At 71.7% G+C, this 23,872-nt stretch carries 23 protein-coding genes; 14 read left to right on the forward strand and 9 right to left on the reverse strand.

The features are described from left to right. The first annotated feature begins 46 nt into the window (after positions 1 to 46). The gene (locus AC0NH5_RS29785) at positions 47 to 1,426 is read left to right on the forward strand and encodes a glycine--tRNA ligase (protein ID WP_474410033.1); all 1,380 of its coding nucleotides are present in this window, start codon (positions 47 to 49) and stop codon (positions 1,424 to 1,426) included. Between the two features lie 80 nt (positions 1,427 to 1,506). Here the strand turns inward: AC0NH5_RS29785 and AC0NH5_RS29790 are convergent, their stop codons facing one another. Next, complete coding sequence (locus AC0NH5_RS29790; RefSeq protein ID WP_474410035.1) at positions 1,507 to 2,010, reverse strand: XdhC family protein; 504 nt, start codon at positions 2,008 to 2,010, stop codon at positions 1,507 to 1,509. 145 nt (positions 2,011 to 2,155) lie between these two features. On the opposite strand from AC0NH5_RS29790, the gene dusB reads away from it, so the two are divergent. Then, positions 2,156 to 3,274: a tRNA dihydrouridine synthase DusB gene (gene dusB / locus AC0NH5_RS29795; protein ID WP_474410152.1), complete on the forward strand. Its 1,119-nt coding sequence runs from the start codon at positions 2,156 to 2,158 to the stop codon at positions 3,272 to 3,274. A gap of 33 nt (positions 3,275 to 3,307) precedes the next feature. Further along, positions 3,308 to 4,270 (forward strand): class-II aminoacyl-tRNA synthetase family protein, encoded by a 963-nt coding sequence (locus tag AC0NH5_RS29800; protein ID WP_474410037.1) that lies wholly within the window; start codon positions 3,308 to 3,310, stop codon positions 4,268 to 4,270. Between the two features lie 17 nt (positions 4,271 to 4,287). Here the strand turns inward: AC0NH5_RS29800 and AC0NH5_RS29805 are convergent, their stop codons facing one another. From AC0NH5_RS29805 to AC0NH5_RS29840, 8 genes are all read right to left on the reverse strand, one after another. Further along, positions 4,288 to 5,382: an MFS transporter gene (locus AC0NH5_RS29805; protein ID WP_474410038.1), complete on the reverse strand. Its 1,095-nt coding sequence runs from the start codon at positions 5,380 to 5,382 to the stop codon at positions 4,288 to 4,290. Positions 5,383 to 5,463: 81 nt separating this feature from the next. Then, entirely contained in the window at positions 5,464 to 6,537 is a 1,074-nt protein-coding gene (locus AC0NH5_RS29810; protein ID WP_474410039.1) for a DUF2786 domain-containing protein, read from the reverse strand. Between the two features lie 75 nt (positions 6,538 to 6,612). Then, positions 6,613 to 8,238 (reverse strand): family 43 glycosylhydrolase, encoded by a 1,626-nt coding sequence (locus tag AC0NH5_RS29815; RefSeq protein WP_474410040.1) that lies wholly within the window; start codon positions 8,236 to 8,238, stop codon positions 6,613 to 6,615. 229 nt (positions 8,239 to 8,467) lie between these two features. After that, entirely contained in the window at positions 8,468 to 8,839 is a 372-nt protein-coding gene (locus tag AC0NH5_RS29820) for a hypothetical protein (RefSeq protein WP_043526192.1), read from the reverse strand. Between the two features lie 155 nt (positions 8,840 to 8,994). Then, positions 8,995 to 9,489, reverse strand: coding sequence for a roadblock/LC7 domain-containing protein (locus AC0NH5_RS29825; RefSeq protein WP_474410042.1), 495 nt, complete (start codon positions 9,487 to 9,489; stop codon positions 8,995 to 8,997). A gap of 38 nt (positions 9,490 to 9,527) precedes the next feature. Beyond that, positions 9,528 to 10,553, reverse strand: coding sequence for a DUF4388 domain-containing protein (locus AC0NH5_RS29830; protein WP_474410044.1), 1,026 nt, complete (start codon positions 10,551 to 10,553; stop codon positions 9,528 to 9,530). A gap of 31 nt (positions 10,554 to 10,584) precedes the next feature. Further along, positions 10,585 to 10,932 carry a roadblock/LC7 domain-containing protein gene (locus tag AC0NH5_RS29835; protein WP_474410046.1) on the reverse strand — a complete coding sequence of 116 codons (348 nt, stop codon included), beginning with the start codon at positions 10,930 to 10,932 and terminating at the stop codon, positions 10,585 to 10,587. 142 nt (positions 10,933 to 11,074) lie between these two features. Then, positions 11,075 to 11,617, reverse strand: a complete 543-nt coding sequence (locus AC0NH5_RS29840) for a DUF4388 domain-containing protein (RefSeq protein WP_474410047.1) — start codon at positions 11,615 to 11,617, stop codon at positions 11,075 to 11,077. 117 nt (positions 11,618 to 11,734) lie between these two features. Here AC0NH5_RS29840 and AC0NH5_RS29845 point away from each other — a divergent pair, with 117 nt between their 5' ends. From AC0NH5_RS29845 to AC0NH5_RS29895, 11 genes are all read left to right on the forward strand, one after another. Then, positions 11,735 to 12,091: a VOC family protein gene (locus tag AC0NH5_RS29845; RefSeq protein ID WP_474410048.1), complete on the forward strand. Its 357-nt coding sequence runs from the start codon at positions 11,735 to 11,737 to the stop codon at positions 12,089 to 12,091. A gap of 10 nt (positions 12,092 to 12,101) precedes the next feature. Further along, the gene (locus AC0NH5_RS29850) at positions 12,102 to 13,316 is read left to right on the forward strand and encodes a deoxyguanosinetriphosphate triphosphohydrolase (RefSeq protein ID WP_474410049.1); all 1,215 of its coding nucleotides are present in this window, start codon (positions 12,102 to 12,104) and stop codon (positions 13,314 to 13,316) included. A gap of 45 nt (positions 13,317 to 13,361) precedes the next feature. After that, positions 13,362 to 15,227 carry a DNA primase gene (dnaG, locus tag AC0NH5_RS29855; RefSeq protein ID WP_474410051.1) on the forward strand — a complete coding sequence of 622 codons (1,866 nt, stop codon included), beginning with the start codon at positions 13,362 to 13,364 and terminating at the stop codon, positions 15,225 to 15,227. Beyond that, positions 15,224 to 15,751, forward strand: a complete 528-nt coding sequence (locus AC0NH5_RS29860; RefSeq protein ID WP_474410053.1) for a hypothetical protein — start codon at positions 15,224 to 15,226, stop codon at positions 15,749 to 15,751. The genes dnaG and AC0NH5_RS29860 overlap by 4 nt, the downstream gene beginning before the upstream one ends. A 35-nt stretch (positions 15,752 to 15,786) precedes the next feature. Beyond that, the gene (locus AC0NH5_RS29865; protein ID WP_474410054.1) at positions 15,787 to 16,755 is read left to right on the forward strand and encodes an ABC transporter ATP-binding protein; all 969 of its coding nucleotides are present in this window, start codon (positions 15,787 to 15,789) and stop codon (positions 16,753 to 16,755) included. After that, positions 16,755 to 17,513, forward strand: a complete 759-nt coding sequence (locus AC0NH5_RS29870; protein WP_474410055.1) for an ABC transporter permease — start codon at positions 16,755 to 16,757, stop codon at positions 17,511 to 17,513. The genes AC0NH5_RS29865 and AC0NH5_RS29870 overlap by 1 nt, the downstream gene beginning before the upstream one ends. Position 17,514: 1 nt before the next feature. Continuing rightward, on the forward strand, positions 17,515 to 18,324 hold the full coding sequence (locus AC0NH5_RS29875; protein ID WP_474410057.1) for an ABC transporter permease: 810 nt from the start codon (positions 17,515 to 17,517) through the stop codon (positions 18,322 to 18,324). A 169-nt stretch (positions 18,325 to 18,493) separates the two neighbouring features. Further along, positions 18,494 to 19,642 (forward strand): YihY/virulence factor BrkB family protein, encoded by a 1,149-nt coding sequence (locus AC0NH5_RS29880; protein ID WP_474410058.1) that lies wholly within the window; start codon positions 18,494 to 18,496, stop codon positions 19,640 to 19,642. Positions 19,643 to 19,941: 299 nt separating this feature from the next. Then, on the forward strand, positions 19,942 to 21,162 hold the full coding sequence (locus tag AC0NH5_RS29885) for an ROK family transcriptional regulator (protein WP_474410060.1): 1,221 nt from the start codon (positions 19,942 to 19,944) through the stop codon (positions 21,160 to 21,162). Positions 21,163 to 21,359: 197 nt separating this feature from the next. Then, on the forward strand, positions 21,360 to 22,862 hold the full coding sequence (locus AC0NH5_RS29890; protein ID WP_474410155.1) for a sugar ABC transporter ATP-binding protein: 1,503 nt from the start codon (positions 21,360 to 21,362) through the stop codon (positions 22,860 to 22,862). Beyond that, on the forward strand, positions 22,859 to 23,869 hold the full coding sequence (locus AC0NH5_RS29895; RefSeq protein WP_474410061.1) for an ABC transporter permease: 1,011 nt from the start codon (positions 22,859 to 22,861) through the stop codon (positions 23,867 to 23,869). The genes AC0NH5_RS29890 and AC0NH5_RS29895 overlap by 4 nt, the downstream gene beginning before the upstream one ends. Positions 23,870 to 23,872 lie beyond the last annotated feature (3 nt).

Genomic DNA, 23,872 nt, shown 5'->3' on the forward strand with positions numbered 1-23,872 from the left:
ACTCATTTCCCCGCCGACACCCAGCCGGCGTAGGAGGAAATAGCACATGCCTGCCGACCGTATCGACGCCGTCGTCAGCCTGGCCAAGCGCCGAGGCTTCGTCTTCCCCTCCAGCGAGATCTACGGAGGCACCCGCTCGGCCTGGGACTACGGTCCGCTCGGCGTGGAGCTGAAGGAGAACGTCCGCCGGCAGTGGTGGCGGACCATGGTCCAGCAGCGTGACGACATCGTCGGACTGGACTCCGCGGTGATCCTGGCCCGCGACGTCTGGGCCGCCTCCGGCCACCTCGACGCGTTCGTCGACCCGCTGACCGAGTGCCAGTCCTGCCACAAGCGCTTCCGGGCCGACCACCTCGAGGAGGCGTGGGAGGCCAAGCACGGCAAGCTCCCGTCCTCGCTCCAGGAGCTGAACTGCCCGAACTGCGGCAACAAGGGCACCTTCACCGAGCCGAAGATGTTCAACGGCCTGATGAAGACCTACCTCGGCCCCACCGAGAGCCAGGAGGGCCTGCACTACCTGCGGCCCGAGACGGCGCAGGGCATCTTCGTCAACTACAACAACGTGGCCACCGCGGCCCGCAAGAAGCCGCCGTTCGGCATCGCCCAGATCGGCAAGAGCTTCCGCAACGAGATCACCCCGGGCAACTTCATCTTCCGGACGCGTGAGTTCGAGCAGATGGAGATGGAATTCTTCGTCGAGCCCGGCAGCGACGAGAAGTGGCACGAGTACTGGCTGCAGGAACGCTGGAACTGGTACCGCGACCTGGGCCTGTCCGAGAGCAACCTGCGCTTCTTCGAGCACCCCAAGGAGAAGCTCTCGCACTACTCGAAGCGGACCGTCGACATCGAGTACCGCTTCCAGTTCGGCGGCACCGACTTCGCCGAACTCGAGGGCATCGCCAACCGCACCGACTTCGACCTGTCCACGCACTCCAAGCACTCCGGTGTCGACCTCTCCTACTTCGACCAGGAGAAGGGCGAGCGCTGGGTGCCGTACGTGATCGAGCCGGCGGCCGGACTCACCCGCGCGGTGCTGGCCTTCCTGCTCGAGGCGTACGACGAGGACGAGGCGCCGAACACCAAGGGCGGCGTCGACAAGCGCACGGTCATGCGGTTCGACCCGCGGCTCGCGCCGGTCAAGGTCGCCGTCCTGCCGCTGTCCCGCAACCCGGAACTGTCGCCGAAGGCCCGCGAGCTGGCGGCCAACCTGCGCAAGCGCTGGATCGTCGAGTTCGACGACTCGCAGGCGATCGGCCGGCGGTACCGCCGGCAGGACGAGATCGGCACGCCGTTCTGCGTCACGGTGGACTTCGACACGCTCACCGACAACGCGGTGACCGTGCGGGACCGCGACACCATGAAGCAGGAGCGGGTGTCGCTCGACCAGATCGAGGACTACCTGATCAAGCGCCTGCCCGGCTGCTGAGCCGGTCGACGCCGGGCGCCTGCGAGGGCGCCCCGGCGTCGGCTGTGCTTGGTGCCGGCCGCGTCCGAGGTTGGCTGCGGTCAGAACTCGAACCCGCCGGGGCGGCCGTTGCGGTCGGCGATCAGCCCGGCCAGGATCGCGAGGGCGATCTCCGGGCCGGTCCGGCTGCCGATGTTGAGCCCCACCGGCCGGCGCACCCGCGCGATCTCCTCCTCCGGCACGCCCAGCTCCCGCAGCGCCGCCGGGTGCGGACCCTCGTGCCGCGGGTTGCCGACGATGCCGATCCACCGGGCCGGCAGCGCCAGGGCCTCCTTCAGGATCAGCCCGATCTCGCTGCGGTGATGGTCGGTCAGCACCACATCGGTGTGCTCGTCCAGCGCCGCCGCCGAGAGGTCGCTGACGAAGGTGTCACCGTGCGGCCGCGGCGTCCCGGCCAGGCGCGTCGGATCCGGCTCCACCAGCACAGTCTTGAAGCCGAGGTCGAGGCCGAACCGCAGCAGCGCCTCGGACACCGGGGACTCGAAGACGGCCACCAGCCGCCGCGGACTCAACTCCTCACCCATCCCGCCGACTTTGCCAGACATCCACCCGCCCCGCCTCCCGCAGCCCGGGCCGGCAGCGGGACATGATCCTCGGCCGTTTTTCGTGCGTGGTTGCCAGCCGGGTGGGCCCGCGATTCGGAGGCAGGTGGGGTGGCGTGTCACCCTGGAACGCGTGACCGCACCACTCATGCTCGGCGACCACGCCGTCAATCCACCCGTAGTGCTCGCGCCGATGGCGGGCATCACCAACGTGGCGTTCCGGCGGCTCTGCCGGGAACAGGGCGGCGGCGTCTACGTCTGCGAGATGATCACCACGCGGGCGCTGGTGGAGCGGATCCCGAAGACGCTCAAGATGATCGCGTTCGCCGAGGACGAGGGCTTCCGCAGCCTGCAGCTCTACGGGGTGGACCCGGACGTGACGGCGGCCGCGGTCCGGATGATCGGCGAGGACGACCTGGCCGATCACATCGATCTGAACTTCGGCTGCCCGGTGCCGAAGGTGACGCGGCGTGGCGGCGGGTCGGCACTGCCGTGGCGCCGGAGGCTCTTCGGGCGCATCGTCACGCAGGCGGTGGAGGCGGCCCGGCCCTACGGGATCCCGGTCACGGTGAAGATGCGCAAGGGCATCGACGACGATCATCTGACGTACGTGGAGGCGGGTCTCGCCGCGCAGGAAGCCGGTGTGGCGGCGGTGGCCCTGCACGCCCGGACCGCCGAGCAGCGTTACTCCGGCAAGGCCGACTGGGACGCGATCGCCACTCTCAAGCAGGCGCTGGACGTGCCGGTCCTCGGCAACGGCGACATCTGGGAGGGCTCCGACGCGCTGCGCATGGTCGAGCACACCGGGTGCGACGGCGTGGTGGTCGGGCGCGGGTGTCTGGGCCGGCCGTGGCTCTTCGCCGACCTGGAGGCCGCCTTCACCCGGGGCGCCGGCTACCGGCCGGTGCTGCCCACCCTCGGCGAGGTCGCGAAGATCATCTCTCGGCATGCGCAGCTGCTGGTCGAGGCGCTGGAGGACGAGAAGCACGGCTGCGCGGACTTCCGCAAGCACGTCGCCTGGTACCTCAAGGGTTTCCCGGTCGGCGGCGACCTGCGCCGCAGCCTGGCGATGATCTCCTCGCTGGCCGAGCTGGACGATCTGCTCGCCAAGCTGGACCCGGCGGTGCCGTTCCCGGCCGACGCGCTGGGTCAGCCGCGCGGCCGGGTCAACGCTCCCGGCAAGGTGTCGTTGCCGCACGGCTGGCTGGACAGCCGGGACGACGACACCGTCCCGGAGGGCGCCGAGACCGACGAGTCCGGCGGCTGATCCCGCCAGGCGAGCGCCGGGCAGGATGGCGGCATGCGCCGACACGTCGGAGGGATCCCGGTCCGGTCGGCGGTGCTGCTCGTCCAGGGTCTTCGGGCGGCCGCCGCCGTCGTGCCGTTCGCCGTGTCCGCAGCGCCCGCCTGGGCGCTTTCGGTCGAGCCGGTGGTGCTGGCCCTAGCGGCAGCGATCGGCGCGGCAGCCGGTGCGGTGGCCCGGCGGGCGGCGGTGCGGCACATTCCGGTCACCTGGCCCGGTGGTGAGCTCGCGATCCGCTATCGGCTGGCGAGCGGGCCGCCGGACTGGGCCGGGCACGCCCGGCTGGCCGGCCGGGTCGCCCGGCGCGATCCGATCCGGGCCGAACAGGTGCTGCGGGCGGCGCTGGCGGAGGGCAGCCCGCAGGCGTACCCGGCGCTGGCCGCCCTGCTGCGACGACACGGCCGTGCGGCGGAGCTCGACGCGGTCCGGGCACGGCTCGGTGAGACCGCGGACGAGCGGCAACTGGAGGAACTCGTCGCGCTCCTGGAGGTGCAGCGGGGACCGGACGCGGTCGCGTTCCAGGCGGCGCTGCTGGGGCGTTTCGCCGGGACGCCGCGCCGGACCGAGCATTTCGTCGCGCTGCTGGCCGAGGCGGGACGCTATGACGAGGCGATGGCGGCGCACCGGCGGACGACACACGACCGCGGCGACCAGCCGCCGCTGTTCGTGATCCATCAGGTGCGGGCGGCGCGGGCTCTCGCCGCCGGCGGTCGTCGCGAGGACGCCGAGGAGGTGCTCCGCGATGTGGGCCGGAGCCCGGAGTCAGAGCTCGACGGCCAGCCGGGGCAGAGGCGGAGGGCGGTCGGCGGCGGATCATCCGACGTAGCCGGTGGGACGCTGCCGGACAGCTCGCCGAGGCCGAATTCGATCATCGGTTCCTGGGACGACAGCGGGAGCGGTGGCAGCGACAGCGGTGGCGGCGGTGGCGGCGGTGGCAGCGGTGGCGGCCCGGACTGGTGAAGCTACGCACACAGGGTTCAGCGGCGGGCCAGCAACGCTGTGCCCAGAAGCGGCACGACCGCGATCGCGTAAAGGACCGGCAGCGACAGAGGCAGCGCGAACGCGGCGTACAACACGACCGCCCCCACCTCGGCGGCGAACCCGCTGATCGACAGGACGGTGGACCGAGCCGGGCCCGTGATCGTCTCCTGGAGGCGGGTCTCGGCGTGCACCATCGCGAACTGGAGCAGGCCGAAGGCCGCGGACACCGCGATCATGCCGGCCACGTGCGGCGTGAGCGCGCCACCGGCCAGCAGCGCGGCCGCGAGGGTGAGGGCCACCGCGAGCGGGCGCGGCGAGGTGGGCGGCAGGCGACCGGCGAGGGTGCTGCCGGCGGCCATGGCCAGGGCGGTCGGAGCGAACAGCAGGGGTACGGCGAAAGTCGGCGCACCCATCTCCCGGGCGAGCAGGGGCAGATATTCGTCGAGAGCGCTGAACCCGGGCACCGCGGCGGCGACCAGCACCGCCCGCGCGACCCGCCGGCTGCCCGCGACCTCGCGCAGCCCGGACCGCAGCACGGCCAGGTAACCGAGGTCCGCCGTGGGTTCCCCGGGATCGGCTTCGCCGGTCGTACCGCGCAGGGGTTTCTCGTCGAGACGCAGCGCGAGCAGGCCGCCCAGGGTGACCGTCGCGACGCTGACCAGGCCGACCAGCAGATAGCCGCCGGCGAGATAGGCCGGCGTGGCCAGCAGGGTGGCCGCGAGCATCGCGAGCAGCCCGGTCGTCCCGGACCGGCCGATCAGGCGCGCGTAAGCCGCCGGATCGCCGCCGAGCCGGTCGAAGACCAGCGCCTCCAGGGTGCCGGAGGCGAACGCGCCGCCCAGCCCCCACAGCACGAAGCCCAGCACGAAACCGGTGTAGGACGGCCAGATCAGCCAGGAAGCGAAGCCGGCCGCGGTGACCGCCTGGCCGAGCGCGTAGAGGCGCTTGCGTGACCAGACGTCAGCCAGCGCGCCGGCCGGGATCTCGCAGGCGAACGCGACCACCGACCAGATCGCGAACAGCGACGAGATCTCGCCGGTGGTGAGCCCGGTGTCCGCGAAGAGCAGCGCGTAGACCGGGTAGAGGAGCACGCCCTCTTCACAGGCGCGCACCGCGTGGAGCAGCTGAGGTCAGCGTCGAGGAGGGTGCATTCCTTGATTGTGCCCCGCCGGTCAAGGCAATTCGGCCTCGTCGGCGGCGGCCCGGCCGGAGTCCCATCCTTCGAGGCTGTCCACCCGGCGGCCGCGGGCCCGGACCGTGCGCGGGAAGACCTTCTCCACCGCCTCACGCACCTCGATCTCCCGGCTGCGCAGCACCGGCAGCAGGTTGCCGTGCCCGGCGAGTTCGCGCTCGGCCGCCCGGCGCAGGCGTTCGCCGATCCGGACGGCGTACGCCACCAGGAACGACCGCCGGAACGCCTTCACCCGGGCCCGGCCCTTGCCCGGCTCGTCCCGGGTCATCGCCCGGTTCGCCTGGACCAGCAGGGATGTGTAGACCAACTCGACCGCGTCGATGTCGGCGTCGTATCCGAAGATCGTGCTGAAGCCCAGCTCCGGCGACCAGACCGTGCGGCAGGTGTTGGCCCGGGCGACCGCGTCCAGCAGGCTCGCCTTCTCGCTCTCGTACGGGTGGTCCACGCCGATCCGGCGCGCGAACGGCGTCATGTCCACCGCCGGGGCGCTGACCTCCTCGATGCGGTATCGGGTGATCAGCTCCTGGGCCTTGGCGCTGTACGACTCCGCCTCGGCCGGGAAGTCGGTGGCCTCCGCCTTGGCGAGCAGGGCCCGGACCCGGTCGAGGATGCGCCGGTCGGCGTGGTGGTGCACGGTGGTGGCCGGGGTGCCCGGCGGCGGGATCAGGATCTCGATGCCCGGCAGCCGGCGCAGCTCCGCCAGCAGGCCCAGCCCCGCGTCCAGAACCGCGACGCGGTCCTTCCTCCGCTCGCTGCGGGGCAGCCGGCCGGCCTGGTCCCGCCAGCGCTCGTCGACCGGCTCCTTGCCGCGCAGGAAGGCGGTGGCCGCCTCGGTGACCAGCCCCGCCTGGATCGGGTTGCCTTTGCGGGCGACCACCCGGTGCAGTTCGAGCGGTTGCCAGCCGGCGCGGAACAGTCTGTCGAACTGCTCCCGCAGGGCCTGGTCGAGGGCAGCGTCCACCTCGGCGGCGGGCGCACCGGTCAGCAGGTCGAGGGCGGTCTCGTGGTCGAGGTCTCCGGCCCGGGCCCGGTCGACGATCTCACGGGCCGTCATGCAGCAGATGGTAGATGCCGGGGTCCTGGTTCCCGGCCAGGACCCCGGCGCCGTGACCGCCGAGCGGCCGGACGATCACGGAGAATGCAGGAGCACCGTCGTCGTCTCTCCCCGCCGGTTCGTCAACCGGTAGGCGTCCCCGGCCACCTCGAGGCGCCACACGGTGCCGCCGAGGGACCCGCCCCGAACATCCGTGATCCGGTACCAGCCGTCGCTGACGTGCCGGAACCGCCACCGCTTGCCGATCAGCCGGGTGTTCGCGGGATCGGTCAGCAGCACCTCGCCGACCGGCTCCGGGCGGAACTCCTGACACGGGCCGGCCGTCCAGGTCTGCACCGCCGCGCCGGCCCCGCCGCAGGCCGCCGGCTGCAGGGCCCGGCCGCGCAGCGGGTTGACTATCCGCGACCAGCCCGGGTCCGCGGGGGTCAGCCGGAACCGCTGGCAGTCGTTGGCCAGCCAGCCCCACTGCGCGACCCGGGCGCCGTCCGCGTCGACGCAGGCGGCCACCTCGGCGACCTTGTTGCTCTGCCGGTTGGTCAGGCTGACCAGGCCGTTGCCGCGCGGGTCGAGGCGCCACTGCTGACACAGGTCGTCCGGTGCGACGGTGGCCAGCGTGATGTCGGCGCCCTCGTGACCGCAGGAGGTGTTCGCCAGGGCGGCGCCGCTGTCCCGGTGGATCAGCCGCATCGGGGCCGGGCCGTGCCCGGAGCCGCGGTTGCCGCTGAGCGGGTCGGAGAGCCTCGGCCACCCGTCCACCCAGGAGATCCGGCGCACCGAGCCCTTGGGGGCGCCGCCGTCCGCGGCGTCGTAGTAGTGATGCACGAACAGATCGCCGTAGACGTCCCCGTGCCCCGGCCCGGCGAACCCGTTGTAGCCGGCGAGCAGTTGCGTGCCGCCGCCCTGGAGCAGCGGCACGCCGTCGCGGTCGGCGTACGGGCCGGTGATGGAGCGGGAGCGGCCCACCATGACGCGGTAGTCGCTGTCGACGCCCCGGCAGCAGAAGTCGAAGCTGAGGAACAGGTAGTACCAACCGCCGTGGTGGGTGATCGACGGGCCCTCCAGCGCGCCGCCGCCTCGGGAGGCGAGCCGGTGCTCGGTGTCCCCGGTCAGGCCGGTCCCCGGGTCGAGCGGGCGGATCCGCAGGCCGTCCCAGAACGAGCCGTACGACAACCAGGGCCGGCCGGACCGGTCGAAGCTGACGTCCGGGTCGATCGCGTTGACGGTGTCGCCGGTGCGGGTGCGCAGCACCATGCCGCGGTCCACCCAGTCGGGGTGGGCCAGGGACTTCGTGGTGGCCAGGCCGATCACCGAGTTGTTGGTGCCGAACGCGGAGGCGGCGTAGTAGAGGTGGAACTCGCCGTCGAGATAGGTGATGTCCGGCGCCCAGAAGTCGGCGGGGGTGGTGCCGAGCTCGTCGACGACCCAGGCCGGGGGCGTGGTGAAGACCGTGCCGGCCGACGTCCAGTGGATCAGGTCGGTGGAGCGGCGGACAGGCAGGTAGGTGCGGGTGGCGCTGTCCCCGGTGATGATCTCGTAGTAGTACCGGCCCTGCCTGATCACCGTCGGGTCGTGGGCGATCGGGTCGGGGTTCACCCGGTCCCCACCCGTCTGCTCCGCGGCCCGGGCCGGTGCGGTCGGGGTCAGGGCCATCAGGGCCGCGGCGACGAGGGCCGCGCAACGTCTCCACCGGGGCAGGTTCACTCGGGTCCTTACGGGTAGGCGCGTGCGGCCCGGCGCTTACGCGCCGATCTTGGGAGGCTGTCTTTGCAGCGCTGCAAAGACAGCATGCACGGGCCTCGATGTGACGGCAAGGGGCAAGCTGCCCAAGCCTCACTTCAGATCTGCCGAGTTTCGCGGGGCAGGCGGGGCGGGGAGGGCGGTGCCTGCCCTCCCCGCCAGGGGGTGGCGGATCACGCCTGCCGAGCCGGGCTCAGACGTCGAGGTCGTTCTCGATGCGGCGCAGCTGGTGCCGGGACATCGCGAGGTTGGCCCGGTCCCGGCGCAGCGCCACATAGAGGAACAGGCCCTTGCCGGACCGGCTCGTGAGAGGCCGGATCATGTGGTACTGCGTGTCCAGCGTGATCAGGATGTCCTCGATCTTCTCGGAGAGGTTGAGCATCTCCATCGCGCGCAGCTTCGCCCGCACCACGTCGGTGTTGCCGGCGGCGGCGACCGTCAGGTCGAGGTCCTTCCCGCCGCCCAGGGTGCCCAGGGCCATGCCGCTGGTGTGGTCCACGAGGGCGACGCCGATGCAGCCGTCGATCTCCATGATCTCTTTGAGTGCGGTGTCCATGTCAGGCATGGGATTTCGTTCCTCCGTTGCGGTGGGATGGCAGCCCGCGGCCCTTCGGCGGACAGCGGCGCTTGGTGCGGCGCGGCGGGTGCCACGCCTTCCTTCGATGCGGCTGGGCCGCGCGGTGCGGCCGGGGCCGCGGGTCGGGGTTGCGTAACAGCCGGTCAGCCGGTCGCCTGGCGGCGACGGGCCATGTCCGGCAGCGTGGCCATCGGGGTCCGCCGGGCCAGCGGCGTCGACGGGCCGGCCTGCGTGGGGATCTCCGGCCGCAGGTGCTGCGGCGGCGCCGAGGCCAGGGCCAGGATGCGGACCAGGCGGCGTACGCAGCGGCGCGCCTCGAGGTGCACCATGGCGAGGTTGGCGTCGCCGGAGGTGACCACGGTCAGCAGCGCGTTCGGCCCGGCGGTGTACGACGTGATGTAGCCGCCGTCGCACTCCACCACCGACTCCCGCAGCTCACCGTGATCGACGGCGTGCGCGAACCGCCGGGCCAGGGCCAGGTGCGCCGCGGCCAGCGCGGCCAGCGTGTCCGGTTCCAGGCCGTGCGAGTCGTGCGCCACGACCAGACCGTCGGCGGTGGCGAGCACGCTCCCGGAGAGTTCCGGCACCTTGCTGCGCAGGCGGCTGAGCTCCTCCAGTACCGCCGGATCCACCGTCATCGGTTCCTCGCTCCTTCGCGTGGTCGGGGGTGCGCGCGTCACCGCAGTGCCCTCAGCGCGGTGCGTATGCGTTTGAGCAGAACCTCGTCGGTGCCCTGGTGCACCGGCGGGTTGTCGGCGGCCGCCAGGTCCTTCGGCAGCTTCGCGCCGGGTTTGCGGCGGGCCAGCCGGGGCGGCCGGAACACCCCCGCGTTGCTCTCCCCGGTGGCGGCCGGCGCCACCGGCGGGTCACTGTTGAGCGGCGTGGTCCGGGCCGTCGTGACTTCCGGACCACTGATGACGGGTACGCCCGGAGCGTCACCGCCGTCCGTCACCGGCCCGACGAGCGGCACGGCGTCGCCTCGTGGATGCGGCAGCCGGACCACGTCGGCGGTGTCGTTCGCGCGTACCTCAGGTGTCTCGATGAGACCCAGCGCCGCGAGGCGCCGCAGCTCCTGGATCGTCGCGAAGCCCGCGCGGCCCAGCAGCAGGGCGAGGTCGGCCGGGGTGCGCTGGCCGTCGGCGTGCACCAGCAGCTCCCACTGCAGCGCGCTGAGGATCACCCGCTCCCGCGGCGCCCGGGTGACCGGGGCGACCGGCGCGGTGTCGATCCGCGGGTTCGGGTGGATCTCGGCGAGCAGCCGGGCCCGGCGCCGGACCTCCCGGTTGATCGCGGCCGCGTCGATGTGCACGACCGTGCCGATCCAGTGTGTCGCGCCGGGCAGGAACTCGACCGGGCCGGGCTCGGCCAGCGCGAAGTACGCCGCGTCGTAGGTCGCGCCCAGCACGCAGAGCTCCAGTTCGCCCTGGGTGAGATGGCCCTGCTCGACCAGCAGCCGGCCGACCCGGGCCGTGGAGGTGCCGATGTCCAGCGCGTTCTGCCAGGTGCGCCCGGCCAGCCGCCCGGACGAGGTGAGCAGCTCGCCCACGCCCGGCGCGGCCGGCGACTCGGCGTAGATGACCCGGCCCTCGAAGACGTAGACCGCGCCGCCGGGGTGGCCACCCACCACCAGCGCTCCGGTCTGCCGCTCACCGGAGACCTGCGTCAGCAGGCTCCCGGGTGCGGGCGTCTTCGAGGTGGCCACCTCAGCAACTCCATCTCTTCGCGGGTGGTGATCAGGTGGTGATCAGTTCGTCGGCGAGGCGCTGCATCATGCGGCGGGCGACGGCGAGGTTGCCGCGCACCCGGTCCAGCCACACGTAGAGCACCAGCCGGCTGTCGAACTCGGTCCGGACGAGCCGCAGGAGGTGGTAGCCCCCGGCCGTGGTGATGATCAGGTCTTCGAGCAGGTCGTGCGGTACGGCCGAGACGAACAGCGACCGGCTGTTCGCGGCCTGGACCACCTCGGCCGTGCCGGCCGCGGCGGCCTCGTGGTCCTCGTTGGGCGCGGCCCCGGTCGTCGCGACCGGGAACCCGGTGGTGTAGTCGACGATGCTGGCCCCGACCGCGCCGGGGATCGTCATGGCCTCCTGTAGACAGTGATCGACGCCGGGCACTTCACTCCTCAGCGCTTCCGTCGTTGCCTCGGTGACGCCCGTTCTCCCGTGTCGCCACCGTGGGCCATCCTCCGGTGACACTCAGCGGGGAAGTCGCACGGGCTGTGCGTCATGGTCCGGTCGGCGGCGGTCGATCCCGTCGCGTGGCCCCGGCGGACACGGGCAGCCGGCTTTCCGGGCGGCGCAGGCCGGGCACCGCCCGCAGCCGGGCGGCGCTCAGGTGCCCGAGTGGGCCCAGCTCGACCCCGGCCGGCGGGCCCAGCCAGTGCCGTTCGCCGGGCACGAAACGGGCCGGGGCGTGCTCCTGCTGGAGCAGCGCGTGGGTGGCGTCGGTGATCACCGCCAGCACGCGCAGCGCCAGCTCGTTCTGCCCGAGCCGGCCGTCGCGGACCAGGACCCGGCCGACCCGGTGCGCCCCGCGCCCCTCGCGGTACGCGGCCCGCCAGCCTTCCGGAGAGAGCCGGCCGGAGCCGATCAGGCGTTCGCCGAGCCCGGGGCGGGCCGGCGTCTCGGCGTACGTGATGCGGCCGGCGATGAGATAGAAGACCCCGCCCGGGGTACCACCGACGTGCAGCGCGCCGGTCCGGCTCGACTCGCCCAGCTCGGTGAGCAGGCGCCGCATCGACGCGGTCGCCGGTGAACCAGGAATCACGAACGCATGCTGGGGCGACCGTCGAGCCGGGCCGTCGCACGGCCGGTGCGCCGTCCGCCCGGGTCACCCGCCCGGGTTCGCGTACCGTCATCGTCATCTATCGATGCAGGGGGTCGCATGCCGAGCCGGTGGGAGCAGATCGTGGTGGACGCCGAGGACCCGGGTCGCCTGGCCCGGTGGTGGGCCGAGGCGCTCGACTACGTGATCGTGCACGAGGCGGACGACGAGGTGGAGATCCGCCGCACCCCCGGCGAGCTGCCGGGGCTGCTGTTCGGCATCGGCACCGACCCCCGGGTGGTCAAGAACCGGCTGCACATCGACCTGCGGCCGGACGACCAGGAGGCCGAGGTGGAGCGGTTGGTCGGGATGGGCGCCCGGCCGGCCGACATCGGTCAGGGCGACGACGTCCCCTGGGTGGTGCTCGCCGACCCGGAGGGCAACGAGTTCTGCGTCCTGAGCTCTCGTCCCCTCTAACCTAGGGATCATGACGGCCGCGGACGCCCAGCGGTGGGCCTCCGAGCCCGCCAAGGACAGCGGGTACGGGCGTACGCCGTACCAGCGGGACCGGGCCAGGGTGCTGCACTCGGCCGGGTTCCGCCGGCTGGCGGCCAAGACCCAGGTGCACACCGCCGGGTCGGACGACTTCCTGCGGACCCGGCTGACCCATTCGCTGGAGGTCGCCCAGATCTCCCGCGAGATGGGCGCCCGGCTCGGCTGCGACCCGGACGTGGTGGACGTCGCCGGTCTCGCCCACGACCTCGGCCACCCGCCGTTCGGGCACAACGGCGAAGCCGCCCTGGACGCCGTCTCCCAGGCGTGCGGCGGCTTCGAGGGCAACGCGCAGACCCTGCGGGTGCTCACCCGGCTGGAGGCGAAGGTGCCGGGCGCCGGCCTGAACCTCACCCGGGCCTCGCTGGACGCCTGCTCGAAGTACCCGTGGTTCCGCAAGCCGGGGTACCGCAAGTTCGGCGTCTACCCGGACGACCGGCCGGTCTTCGAGTGGCTGCGCGAGTCCCGCCCCGACGAGCGCCGATGCCTGGAGGCCCAGGTGATGGACTGGGCGGACGACGTGGCGTACTCCGTGCACGACGTCGAGGACGGGGTGCACGGCGGCTACCTCAGCCTGCGGCCGCTGCTCGACGACGCCGGCGAGCGGGCCGCGCTCTGCGCCGACGTGGCCGCCACCTATTCCGAGGAGCCGGCCGACGAGCTCGGTGCGGTCCTCGACCAGCTGCTGGCCGACCCGGCGGTGGCCGCGGTCGCCGATTACGACAACAGCTATCCGGCGCAGGTCGCGCTCAAACGGATGACCAGCGTGCTGACCGGCCGGTTCGTATCCTCCGCGGTGGGCGCCACCCACAGCCGGTTCGGCACCGACCCGATGCGCCGGTACGACGCCGACCTGGTGGTCCCGCGCACGGTCCGGGTCCAGTGCGCGCTGCTCAAGGGCATGGCGCTGCGTTACGTGATGCGCAGCCGGGCCGCCGAGCACTGGTACGACCAGCAGCGCGTGATCCTGATGGAGCTGGTGGAGGCGCTGACGCGTACCCCGGAGAGGTTGGATCCGCTCTTCCGGCCGCAGCATGCGGCGGCAGCCGACGACGCCGCGGCGCTGCGCGTGGTGATCGACCAGGTCGCGTCCCTGACCGATCCCGCCGCGGTGGCCTGGCACCGATCGCTGGTCGCGCCGCGGCGCTGAGCCGGATGGCACCCTGCTGGCGGCTCCCGGCCGGCGCGAGGCAGGATGTATGCCGTGGCGGGCAGGGTCAAGGACGAGGACATCGCGCTGGTCCGTGACCGGAGCTCGATCGTCGACGTGATCAGCGAGACGGTGACGCTGCGGTCGGCCGGCGGCGGCAACCTGAAGGGGCTGTGCCCCTTCCACGACGAGAAGACGCCGTCGTTCAACGTCTCACCTGCCCGAAATGTCTACTTCTGTCACGGCTGTGGCCAGGGCGGCGACGCCATCAAGTTCCTCATGGACGCCGAGCATCTGTCGTTCATCGAGTCGGTCGAGCGGCTCGCCGGCAAGGCCGGCCTCCAGCTGCGGTACGACACCGACACCGGCGGGCCGGTCACGCCGCGCCCGCAGGCCGGGCAGCGGCAGCGCCTGCTGGCCGCGCACACCGCTGCCGTCGACTTCTACCGCGATCAGCTGGGTTCGCCGGACGCGCGCAAGGCCCGCGAGTTCCTGGCCGAGCGGGGCTTCGGCCGGGACGCGGCCGAGAAGTACGGGTGCGGGTTCGCCCCGGACAGCTGGGATGCGCTCAGCAAGCACCTGCGGCTGAAGGGGTTCACCGCGGAAGAGCTGACCGCGGCCGGCCTCTCCAAGCCGGCCCGGTCCGGTTCGCTGATCGACCGGTTCCGGCGGCGGCTGCTGTGGCCGATCCGGGACCTCAGCGGTGACGTGATCGGGTTCGGCGCGCGCAAGCTGTTCGACGACGACGACGGCCCGAAATACCTGAACACGCCGGAGACGCCGATCTACAAGAAGTCGCACGTGCTCTACGGCATCGACCACGCCAAGCGGGAGATCGCCAAGCGCGGGCGGGCGGTGATCGTGGAGGGCTACACCGACGTGATGGCCTGCCACGAGGCGGGGGAGCCGACCGCGGTGGCGACCTGCGGGACAGCGTTCGGCGTGGATCACATCCAGGTGCTGCGGCGCCTGCTGATGGACAGCGACAGCTTCACCGGCGAGATCATCTACACCTTCGACGGGGACGCGGCCGGGCAGAAGGCGGCGCTGCGGGCCTTCGAGGAGGATCAGCGCTTCGTCGGGCGTACCTTCATCGCGGTCTCACCGGACAACATGGACCCGTGCGAGCTGCGGCTGGCCCGCGGCGACCTGGCGGTACGCGACATGATCGCCGGCCGGGAGCCGCTCGTCGACTTCGCGCTGCGGCAGGTCATCTCCCGCTTCGACCTGGACACCGTCGAGGGCCGGGTGGAGGCGATGCGCCGGGCGGCGCCGCTGGTCGCCAAGATCAAGGACCGGGAGAAGCGCCCGGAGTACGCGAGAAAGCTCGCCGGCGACCTCGGCATGGACCTGGAGCCGGTGCAGCGTGCCGTGAACAACGCCGTGCGCGGGTCGGATTCGGGCCCGCCGCAGCGACGTGGCCCGCAGGGGGCCGCCGACTCGCCGCAGCGCCTGGTCGAGCGGGAGTCGTTGAAGCTGGCCCTGCAGGAGCCGGTGCTGGCCGGCCCGATGTTCGATGCGCTCGGGGCGGAGAACTACGGTGACCCGGTGCTGCAGGCGGTTCGCGAGGCGGTCGCCCAGGCCGGTGGCGCGGCCTCGGCCACCGGCGGCGCGGTCTGGATCGAGAAGGTACGCGACTCGTGTGCCGACTTCGGCGGGCAGGCGCTGGTCAGTGAGCTGGCGGTGGAGCCGCTCTACGTCGACGGGGCGGTCGATCCGCGGTATGTGCAGATCACCCTGGCCCGGTTGCAGGGGGGCGCGCTGACCACCCGGATCCGCGATCTCAAGTCCAAGGTGCAGCGGCTCAACCCGGTGGCGCACAAGGATCAGTACCTCGCGCTCGCCGGTGAGCTCTTCTCGCTGGAACAGCAGGCTCGTGCCCTGCGTGAACAGGCGGCAGGTGGATTGTGAAGCTTTTCCGTCGGCGTCCCCGTCTCCCCGTGGAGGCACGTCCTCCGCTGGAGGCCGAGGAACGGGTGCTCGCGTGGTGCCCGGTCGAGTCGTCACCGGCCGTGGTCGTGGTCACCAACCACGGGCTGTGGCTGCCCGGGGCGACCGCGCGGCTCGGTTGGCACGAGATCCACAAGGTCGCCTGGTCCGGGCGGGAGCTGCGGATCACGCCGGCCGAGGTGGCCGAGGTGCGGGAAGGCTACGCCGTGCTGGTGGACGGGCCGGTCAGCTCCTACCTCCTGCTCGAGCCGGGGGAGGTGCCGGATCAGGTGCGCACCCGGGTCACCCGTTCGGTGGCCTACACGACGCACCACCTGCTGCCCGACGGCGCGGTCCGGGTGGTCGGCCGCCGGGTGGCCGGGCGCAACGGGTTGAGCTGGGCGGTCCGTTACGACTCCGGGACGCCGGTGACGCAGACCGAGGTGGTCGAGGCGACCGACGAGCTGGTCGCGGCGGCGCAGGCGGCCACGTCGCCCAGCGATTGAGAAAACCTGTCGTACCCCCTCCGTAGGGTCGAGTCGTGAGTTCCCCTTCCAACCACCCCGCCACCGCCCCTGACCGGACTGAAGGCTCGCTCATTCATGCGCGCGGGTTGGTCAAGCGGTTCGGCGACTTCACCGCGGTCGACGGCATCGACGTCGACGTGCGGGCCGGCGAGGCGTTCGGCTTCCTCGGGCCCAACGGCGCCGGCAAGAGCTCGACCATGCGGATGATCGGCTGTGTCTCGCCGCCGACCGACGGGGTGCTGACCATCCTCGGCATGGATCCGCGGCGCGACGGCCCGCGCATCCGGGCCCGGCTCGGGGTCTGCCCCCAGCTGGACAACCTGGACGTCGAGCTCTCCGTCCGGGAGAACCTGACGACCTACGCCCGGTTCTTTGGCATCCCGCGCAAGGTGGCCCGGGCCCGCGCCGCCGAGCTGCTCGACTTCGTGCAGCTCGGCGAGCGCGCCGACAGCAAGGTGGAGCCGCTCTCCGGCGGCATGAAACGGCGGCTGACGATCGCCCGTGCGCTGGTCAACGAGCCCGACATCGTGCTGCTCGACGAGCCGACCACCGGCCTCGACCCGCAGGCCCGGCACCTGGTCTGGGAGCGGCTGTTCCGGCTCAAGCAGCAGGGCGTGACGCTGGTGTTGACCACCCACTACATGGACGAGGCCGAGCAGCTCTGCGACCGGCTCGTGGTGATGGACGGCGGGCGGATTGCCGCCGAGGGGTCGCCGCGCGAGCTGATCGAGCGGCACTCCACGCGTGAGGTGGTGGAGCTGCGCTTCACCACCGACGATCAGGGCGCCTATGCGGAGAAGCTGGACGGGATCGCCGAGCGCGTCGAGGTGCTGCCCGACCGGGTCCTGCTCTATGTCTCCGACGGCGACGCGGCTCTCGCCGAGGTGCACCGGCGGTCGCTGAGCCCGGCTGCCGCGCTGGTCCGGCGCAGCAGCCTGGAGGACGTGTTCCTGCACCTCACCGGCCGGACGCTGGTGGACTGATGGCAGCCTCTGCCTACGTCCTGGAATATCACCTGGTCAACTACCGGCGGACCTGGCGGGCCAGCGCGCTCTCCACGCTGGTGCTGCCGCTGCTCACCATGCTCGGCTTCGGGCTGGGGGTGGGCGCCTACGTCACCGGTGGCGTGGCCGGCGTGCCCTACCTGGACTGGATCGTCCCGGGCCTGATCGCCTCCACCGCGGTGCAGACCGCGATCGGCGAGTCCACCTGGCCGGTGCTGAGCTACTTCGAGTGGCTGAAAGTTTATTTCGCGCAGGCCGCGGCGCCGCTGCGGGTCGTCGACATCGTGACCGGGCACCTGGCGTTCATGGTCTTCCGGGTGCTGCTCAGCGTCGGCGCCTTCCTGCTGATCGCCGCCGCCTTCGGCACCCTGCACTCGGTCTGGGCGGTCGCGGTGCTGCCGATCGCCGCGCTGACCGGGCTGGCCGTCGCCGGCCCCGTGATGGCATACAGCGCGAGTGTCACCAGCGACAGCTATCTGGCCATCCTGATGCGGTTCGCGGTGCTGCCGATGTCGCTGTTCTCCGGGGTGTTCTTCCCGATCGAGTCGCTGCCCGGCGTGTTGCGCTGGATCGCCTGGGCGCTGCCGCTCTGGCACGGGGTGGATCTGTCCCGGGCCGCCACGCTCGGCGTCTGGCCGGGGCTCGACGGGCTCTGGCAGCTGCTCTATCTGACGGCGTGGGCCGCGGTGGGGTGGCTCCTGACGGTCCGGCGATTCCGCAAGCGGCTGGTGGTGTGACGTGCTGACGCTGCGTCTGGCGAAACGGGTCGCGTTCTCGGGCGCCACCCGGCGGTCCGCCTCGGTGGCCGAGCGCAACGTGGTCGCGCTCGGCTCGGCGTACTGGTTGGTCATGCTGGGCGGCTTCCTGGAGCCGGTGCTCTACCTCTTCTCGATCGGGGTCGGGGTGGGCGCGCTGATCGGCGACATCATCCTGCCCGGCGGCGCGGTGGTGGGCTACGCGCAGTTCGTCGCCCCGGCGATGCTCGCGGCCTCGGCCATGAGCGGGGCGCTGTCCGAGACCACCTTCAACTTCTTCGGCAAGATGAAGTTCATGCGGCTGTACGACGGCATGCTGGCCACGCCGATCCGGCCGATCGAGATCGCTCTGGGGGAGCTGGCCTGGGCGATGATCCGCGGCAGCATCTATTCGGCCGCGTTCCTGGTGATCATGGTGTGGATGGACCTGACCACCGCCGGGCGCGCGCTGGCCGCCTTCCCGGCGACGATCCTGGTGGGCTTCGCGTTCGGGGCGCTCGGCATGACCGTGTCCACGCTGATCCGCAGCTGGCAGGACTTCGACCTGATCGGGTCGGCGCAGTTCGCGCTCTTCCTGTTCTCCGGGACCTTCGTGCCGGCCACGGCCTATCCCGCGGTGCTGCGCTGGCTGGTCGAGGTCACCCCGCTCTACCGCTCGGTGGACCTGATCCGTGGGATCACCACCGGGACGCTGGGGTGGGTGCAGGTGCTCGACGTGGTCTACCTGGCTGTGCTCGTGGCGGTGGGCCTGACGATCGCCGGCCGCCGGATGGAGCGGCTGCTCTGCCGCTGACCGAGGGGACTTTTTCCGGCCTGACGTCCCGATCGGGCCGCCTTGCCGGAGAAAGAGGTTAGGCGGCGTCGTGGGCGGGCATCAGGTCAGAAGGTTGTTCCCGCACGTCAGCAGGGATCGCGGTGCCGAACGACCGGGTGCTGTTGCCTCACTGGAAGGGAGTCCCGCGATGAGACTCGGGCACAAGTCCGATGAAGAGCCGACCCGCCACTCGTCGGGGGGTTCAGCCGTCGGCACCGAAAAGGCCGGCACCGACGCCGACAAGGCGCGGCGCACCGGCGCCTCCGACTACGACACGGAAGCGGCGGCGACCACCCGCACCGGCGAGGACCGGGACCCCGAGCTGTCGGCGCCGGGCCCGGACGCCGGTCCGGACAGCCCGGCCCAGCTGAAAGGCAAGGGAATCCTTGCCGCCGTGAAGCGCACCTTCAAGCAGTTTTCCGAGGACAACATCTCGGACTGGGCGGCCGCGCTGACCTACTACGGCGTGCTGTCGATCTTCCCCGCCGTGATCGTGCTGGTCTCACTGCTCGGCATGGTCGGCACCGACGGCCAGGCCGCGGTCCGCGACGCCGTCGGCGAGATCGCCCCGAACGAACAGCTGCGCAGCATGGTCGACACTGTGCTCAACCAGGTGCAGAACCAGAGCACCGCCGGGCTCGCCGCGATCATCGGTCTGGCCGTCGCCTTCTGGTCGGCGTCCGGTTACATCGCCGCGTTCATGCGCGCGTCGAACGCGATCTACGACGTTCCCGAGGGCCGGCCGGTCTGGAAGACGCTGCCGATCCGGGTCGGCGTCACCGCGCTGGTCGGCGTGATGCTGGTCGCCTCCGCCGCCATCGTCATCTTCACCGGTGACATCGCCCAGGTGGTCGGTGACCGGATCGGTCTCGGCGAGGCCGCCGTCACGACCTGGAACATCGCCAAGTGGCCGGTCCTGGTGATGCTGGTCAGCCTGATGTTCGCGGTGCTCTACTGGGCCTCGCCGAACGCGAAGACCGGTGGCTTCCGCTGGGTCAGCCCGGGCGGCATCTTCGCCGTCGTGCTGTGGGTGGCGGCCTCCGCGGCGTTCGCGCTCTACCTGGCGAACTTCGCCAACTACAACAAGACGTACGGCGCTCTCGGTGGTGTCATCGCCTTCCTGGTCTGGCTCTGGATCTCCAACATCGCCATCATGCTCGGCGCCGAGCTGGACGCGGAGCTGGAGCGCGGCCGGGCGATCGCGGCCGGTCACCCGGCCGACGACGAGCCGTTCCTCGAGCTGCGGGACTCCCGCAAGCTGAAGAAGGGCAGCGAGCACGGCCTCAGTCAGAACTGACGCCCCGGCTCCCCGCGAAGCCGCTCCATCCCTTGGGGGATGGAGCGGCTTTCTGTTTGCCCAGCCGGCGTTCGCCGGGTGTGGCAGTTACCGAAGTCCGTGCCGCGGGGCCTGCGGTCCGGTTCGGCGACCGGGCCGGGTTACGTGCCGGGCCGATCGCTTCGGCCTGCCTTCCGGAGCTTTGTGTCGACCAAACTTTCGGCTCGTTATGCAAAAGTTTCTTTTGATCATGCAGAAGGTATGGACCTCGAAGACGGAACTAGCTTACTGTGACGGGCACCACTCATCGGAGGTGTTCGTTGTTCCTGACCGATGCACCCCACCAGCGGATCCTGCGCCTCCTGCGGGACGAGGGCCCGGTCTCCCGGGCCGAGCTGGGTGACCGCCTCGAGCTGAGCCGCCCCCGGCTGCTCGCCGAGGTGGAGCGCCTGGTGGCCGCCGAGCTGATCGCCGAGGCCGGGATGGCGGCCTCCCGCGGTGGCCGCCGGTCCACCTTGGTCGAGCTGCACCCCGAGCTGCGGTTCGCCGCGGTCGACCTGGGCGCCACCTCGATCGACGTCGAGGTGACGAACGGCAGGCTGGAGCCCCTCGCGGCCTACCGGGAGGGCGCCGACATCCGGTCCGGTCCGCGGCCCACCCTGCAGCGGGTCAACGACCTGCTGGCCAAGGCCCGCATCGACGGGGTCTACGACCGTCTCCACTCGGTCGGGATCGGCGTCCCGGGTCCGGTGAGCTTCCGTGACGGGGTGCCGGTGTCACCGCCGATCATGCCCGGCTGGGATCGCTACCCGGTGCGCGAGCTGCTCGCCCGGGAGCACGGCTGCCCCGCGGTGGTGGACAACGACGTCAACATAATGGCCATCGGCGAGCGGCACGGCGGAGTCGCACACTCCGTCGACGACTTCCTCTTCGTGAAGATCGGGACCGGTGTGGGCTGCGGCATCCACCTGGCCGGTGCGGTCTTCCGGGGAGTGGACGGATGCGCCGGCGACATCGGGCACATCCAGGTCGAGGCGGGTGGCCCGGCCTGCTCGTGCGGCAACTCGGGCTGCCTGGAGGCGCTGTTCAGCGGTGCCGCCCTGTCCCGGGACGCGCTCGCCGCGGCCCGGTCCGGTGAGTCGCCCGCGCTGGCCGCCCGGCTCGCCGCCGCTCGGCCGGCCCGCTCCCACCGCTCCGTGCGGGCCGACGCGGAGCCGATGATCACCGCGAAGGACGTCGCGGACGGTGCCGCCGAGGGCGACCTCACCTGCATCCGCCTGATCCGCGACGGCGGCCGGCGGGTCGGCGGTGTGCTCGCGACGCTGGTCTCGTTCGCCAACCCGTCGATGATCGTCATCGGGGGTGGGTTGGCGCAGCTCGGGCACGTGCTGCTGGCCGAGATCCGCAGCGTGGTCTACCGTCGCTCGCTGCCGCTGGCCACCGGCAACCTCCCGGTCGTCCTGTCCGAGCTGGGCAGCCGCGCCGGCGTGACCGGCGCGGCGGTGCTCGCCAGCGACGCGGCCTTCGAGCAGGCGTCATGACCACCCCGGAGCCCCGCGACAACCTCCGCCCGGAGGAGTCCCGCGACCACCTCGGCCCGGAGGAGCCCCGTGACGACCTCCGCCCGGAGGAGTCCCGTGACGGCGTCCGCCCGGAGTCGCCTCGCCATGACGTCCAGCCGGAGGAGCAGGAAGTGACCAGTCCGGCCGGCGACGGCGCCACCCGTCCGGAGGGCGAGATCGTCCTTCGCCTGCACGACGTGGTCAAGGAGTTCCCCGGCGTCCGCGCCCTCGACGGCGTCCGGCTGGAGGTGCGCGCCGGTGAGGTGCACTGTCTCCTCGGCCAGAACGGCGCCGGCAAGTCCACGCTCATCAAGATCCTGGCCGGTGTGCACCACGCCGACGCGGGCGAGATCACCTGGCGGGGTGAGCCGTTCGCTCCGGCGACGCCCCAGGCCGCGATGCGGGCCGGCATCGCCACCATCTATCAGGAGCTCGACCTGGTCGACGACCTCTCGGTCGCGGAGAACGCCTTCCTCGGTCACGAGCCGAGCCGCGCCGGCTTCACCCGGCGCCGCGACACGGCGTACAGGACGAAGGAGATCCTGACCCGGCTCGGCCATGCCGAGATCTCCCCGCGCCGGGCCGTGCGGAGTCTGCCCGCCGCCGCCAAGCAGGTGGTCAGCATGGCCCGCGCCCTCTCCCACGACGCCGGCCTGATCGTGATGGACGAGCCGAGCGCGGTGCTGGCCCACGACGAGGTGGACAACCTGTTCCGGATCATCCGGGAGCTGACCGCGCAGGGGATCGCGGTCATCTACATCTCGCACCGGCTGGACGAGATCCGTGACATCGGCGACCGGGTGACGGTGCTGAAGGACGGGCGCACCACGGCGGCCAACCTGCCGGCCCGCACCACACCGACCCGCGAGCTGGTCAGCCGGATGACCGGCCGTTCCATCGAGTACGTGTTCCCGCCCCGCCGGCCCACCGCCGAGGCCGAGCCGCTGCTCGTGGTCGACGACCTGACCCGGGCCGGTGAGTTCGCCGAGGTGAGCCTGACGGTGCGCCCCGGCGAGATCGTGGGCATCGCGGGACTGGTCGGCTCCGGTCGCTCCGAGCTGATGGAGACGATCTTCGGCGCCCGCCGGCCGGACTCCGGGACGGTCACCGTCGCGGGCCGGGCGATCCGCAGCGTCCAGGCGGCGGTGCGCGCCGGGATGGGCATGGCGCCCGAGGAGCGCAAGAGTCAGGCGCTGCTGCTGGACGAGCCGATCTACAAGAACATGACGCTGGCGACCTTCTCCCGGTTCGCCAAGGCCGGGTTCACCGACGCCGGCGGGGAACGGGCCGCGGCCGACAAGACCGCGGAGTCGCTGGAGCTGCGGCCGCGCGGGGTGGTCCGCCCGGTGCGCACCCTGTCCGGCGGCAACCAGCAGAAGGTCGTGGTCGGGCGGTGGCTGCTGGGCGGCACCCGGCTGCTGTTGCTCGACGAGCCGACCCGGGGCGTGGACGTCGGCGCCCGGGCCGAGCTCTACCAGGTGATCCGTGGTCTCGCCGAGAACGGCGTGGGCGTGCTGCTGGTCTCCAGCGAGGTGCCCGAGGTGCTGGGGCTGGCGGACCGGGTGCTGGTGATGCGGGAGGGCCGGCTCATTCACGAAGCCCCGGCCGAGGAGATCGACGAGGACACCGTCCTCAACCTCGTCATGGCGGGGTCGCTGCTGGAAGGAGAGCCGGCATGATCACAGAAACGCTGCGTACCGAGAAGAAGCGCGAGGTCCGGCGTCTCGACGAGGGGACCATCCGCAATCTGGGCCTGGTCGGCGTCCTCGTGGTCCTGATCATCATCGGGATAGCCACGCGCCCGGAGCTGTACGGCGACCCGTCCTGGGTCCGCAACAACATCCTGACGATCCTGCAGCAGGCGTCGGCGATCGGCGTGGTCACGGTCGGAATGACCTTCGTGATCATCGGTGGTGGCATCGACCTCTCGGTCGGGGCGATCATCGCGCTGGCCGGCGTGTGGTGCACCACGGTGGCCACCCAGAGCTTCGGCGCCGCCGGCATGATCTTCACCGCGATCATCGTCGGCATGGCTGTCGGCCTGGTCAACGGGCTGTTCATCGCGTACGGCAGGCTCGTCCCGTTCATCGCGACGCTCGCCATGCTGGTGGCCGCCCGGGGTCTCGCCGCGCAGATCTCCGGCAAGCAGACGCAGATTTCCACCAACGAGACGATCAACGGAATCGCCACCACGCGGATCCTCGGCATCCCGCTGCTGGTGATCCTCTTCGCGCTGGTCGCGGTGGCCGGCTGGGTGCTGCTGAACCGGACCACGTTCGGCCGGCGCACCGTCGCGGTCGGCGGCAACCCGGAAGCCGCCCGGCTGGCCGGCATCAACGTCAAGCGGCACTCGCTGCTGCTCTACGTCCTCTCCGGACTCTGCTGCGGCATCGCGGCGATCATGCTGACCTCGCAGGCAACGAGCGCGCAGGCCGGCACGGCGAACCTCTACGAGCTCGACGCCATCGCCGCGGCGATCATCGGCGGCACCCTGCTCAGTGGCGGTCGCGGCACGATCGTCGGCGCCGTCCTCGGCGTGCTTGTCTTCTCCACCATCACCAACCTGTTCGCGATCAACAACCTCCCCACGGAGGTCCAGAACATGGTCAAGGGCGGCATCATCGTCACCGCCGTCCTGATCCAGCAGTTCCGCTTCTCCTCGCTCACCCAACTTTTCAAGCGCTAGAAA

The sequence above is a fragment of the Actinoplanes sp. 13 genome (assembly GCF_056134165.1).

Coding starts and splice junctions, on each gene's coding strand:
- AC0NH5_RS29785 (WP_474410033.1), top strand. CDS start 47: ATGCCTGCCGACCGTATCGACGCCGTCGTCAGCCTGGCCAAGCGCCGA.
- AC0NH5_RS29790 (WP_474410035.1), bottom strand. CDS start 2,010: ATGTCTGGCAAAGTCGGCGGGATGGGTGAGGAGTTGAGTCCGCGGCGG.
- dusB (WP_474410152.1), top strand. CDS start 2,156: ATGCTCGGCGACCACGCCGTCAATCCACCCGTAGTGCTCGCGCCGATG.
- AC0NH5_RS29800 (WP_474410037.1), top strand. CDS start 3,308: ATGCGCCGACACGTCGGAGGGATCCCGGTCCGGTCGGCGGTGCTGCTC.
- AC0NH5_RS29810 (WP_474410039.1), bottom strand. CDS start 6,537: ATGACGGCCCGTGAGATCGTCGACCGGGCCCGGGCCGGAGACCTCGAC.
- AC0NH5_RS29820 (WP_043526192.1), bottom strand. CDS start 8,839: ATGCCTGACATGGACACCGCACTCAAAGAGATCATGGAGATCGACGGC.
- AC0NH5_RS29825 (WP_474410042.1), bottom strand. CDS start 9,489: ATGACGGTGGATCCGGCGGTACTGGAGGAGCTCAGCCGCCTGCGCAGC.
- AC0NH5_RS29835 (WP_474410046.1), bottom strand. CDS start 10,932: ATGACGATCCCCGGCGCGGTCGGGGCCAGCATCGTCGACTACACCACC.
- AC0NH5_RS29845 (WP_474410048.1), top strand. CDS start 11,735: ATGCCGAGCCGGTGGGAGCAGATCGTGGTGGACGCCGAGGACCCGGGT.
- AC0NH5_RS29850 (WP_474410049.1), top strand. CDS start 12,102: ATGACGGCCGCGGACGCCCAGCGGTGGGCCTCCGAGCCCGCCAAGGAC.
- dnaG (WP_474410051.1), top strand. CDS start 13,362: ATGTATGCCGTGGCGGGCAGGGTCAAGGACGAGGACATCGCGCTGGTC.
- AC0NH5_RS29870 (WP_474410055.1), top strand. CDS start 16,755: ATGGCAGCCTCTGCCTACGTCCTGGAATATCACCTGGTCAACTACCGG.
- AC0NH5_RS29880 (WP_474410058.1), top strand. CDS start 18,494: ATGAGACTCGGGCACAAGTCCGATGAAGAGCCGACCCGCCACTCGTCG.
- AC0NH5_RS29895 (WP_474410061.1), top strand. CDS start 22,859: ATGATCACAGAAACGCTGCGTACCGAGAAGAAGCGCGAGGTCCGGCGT.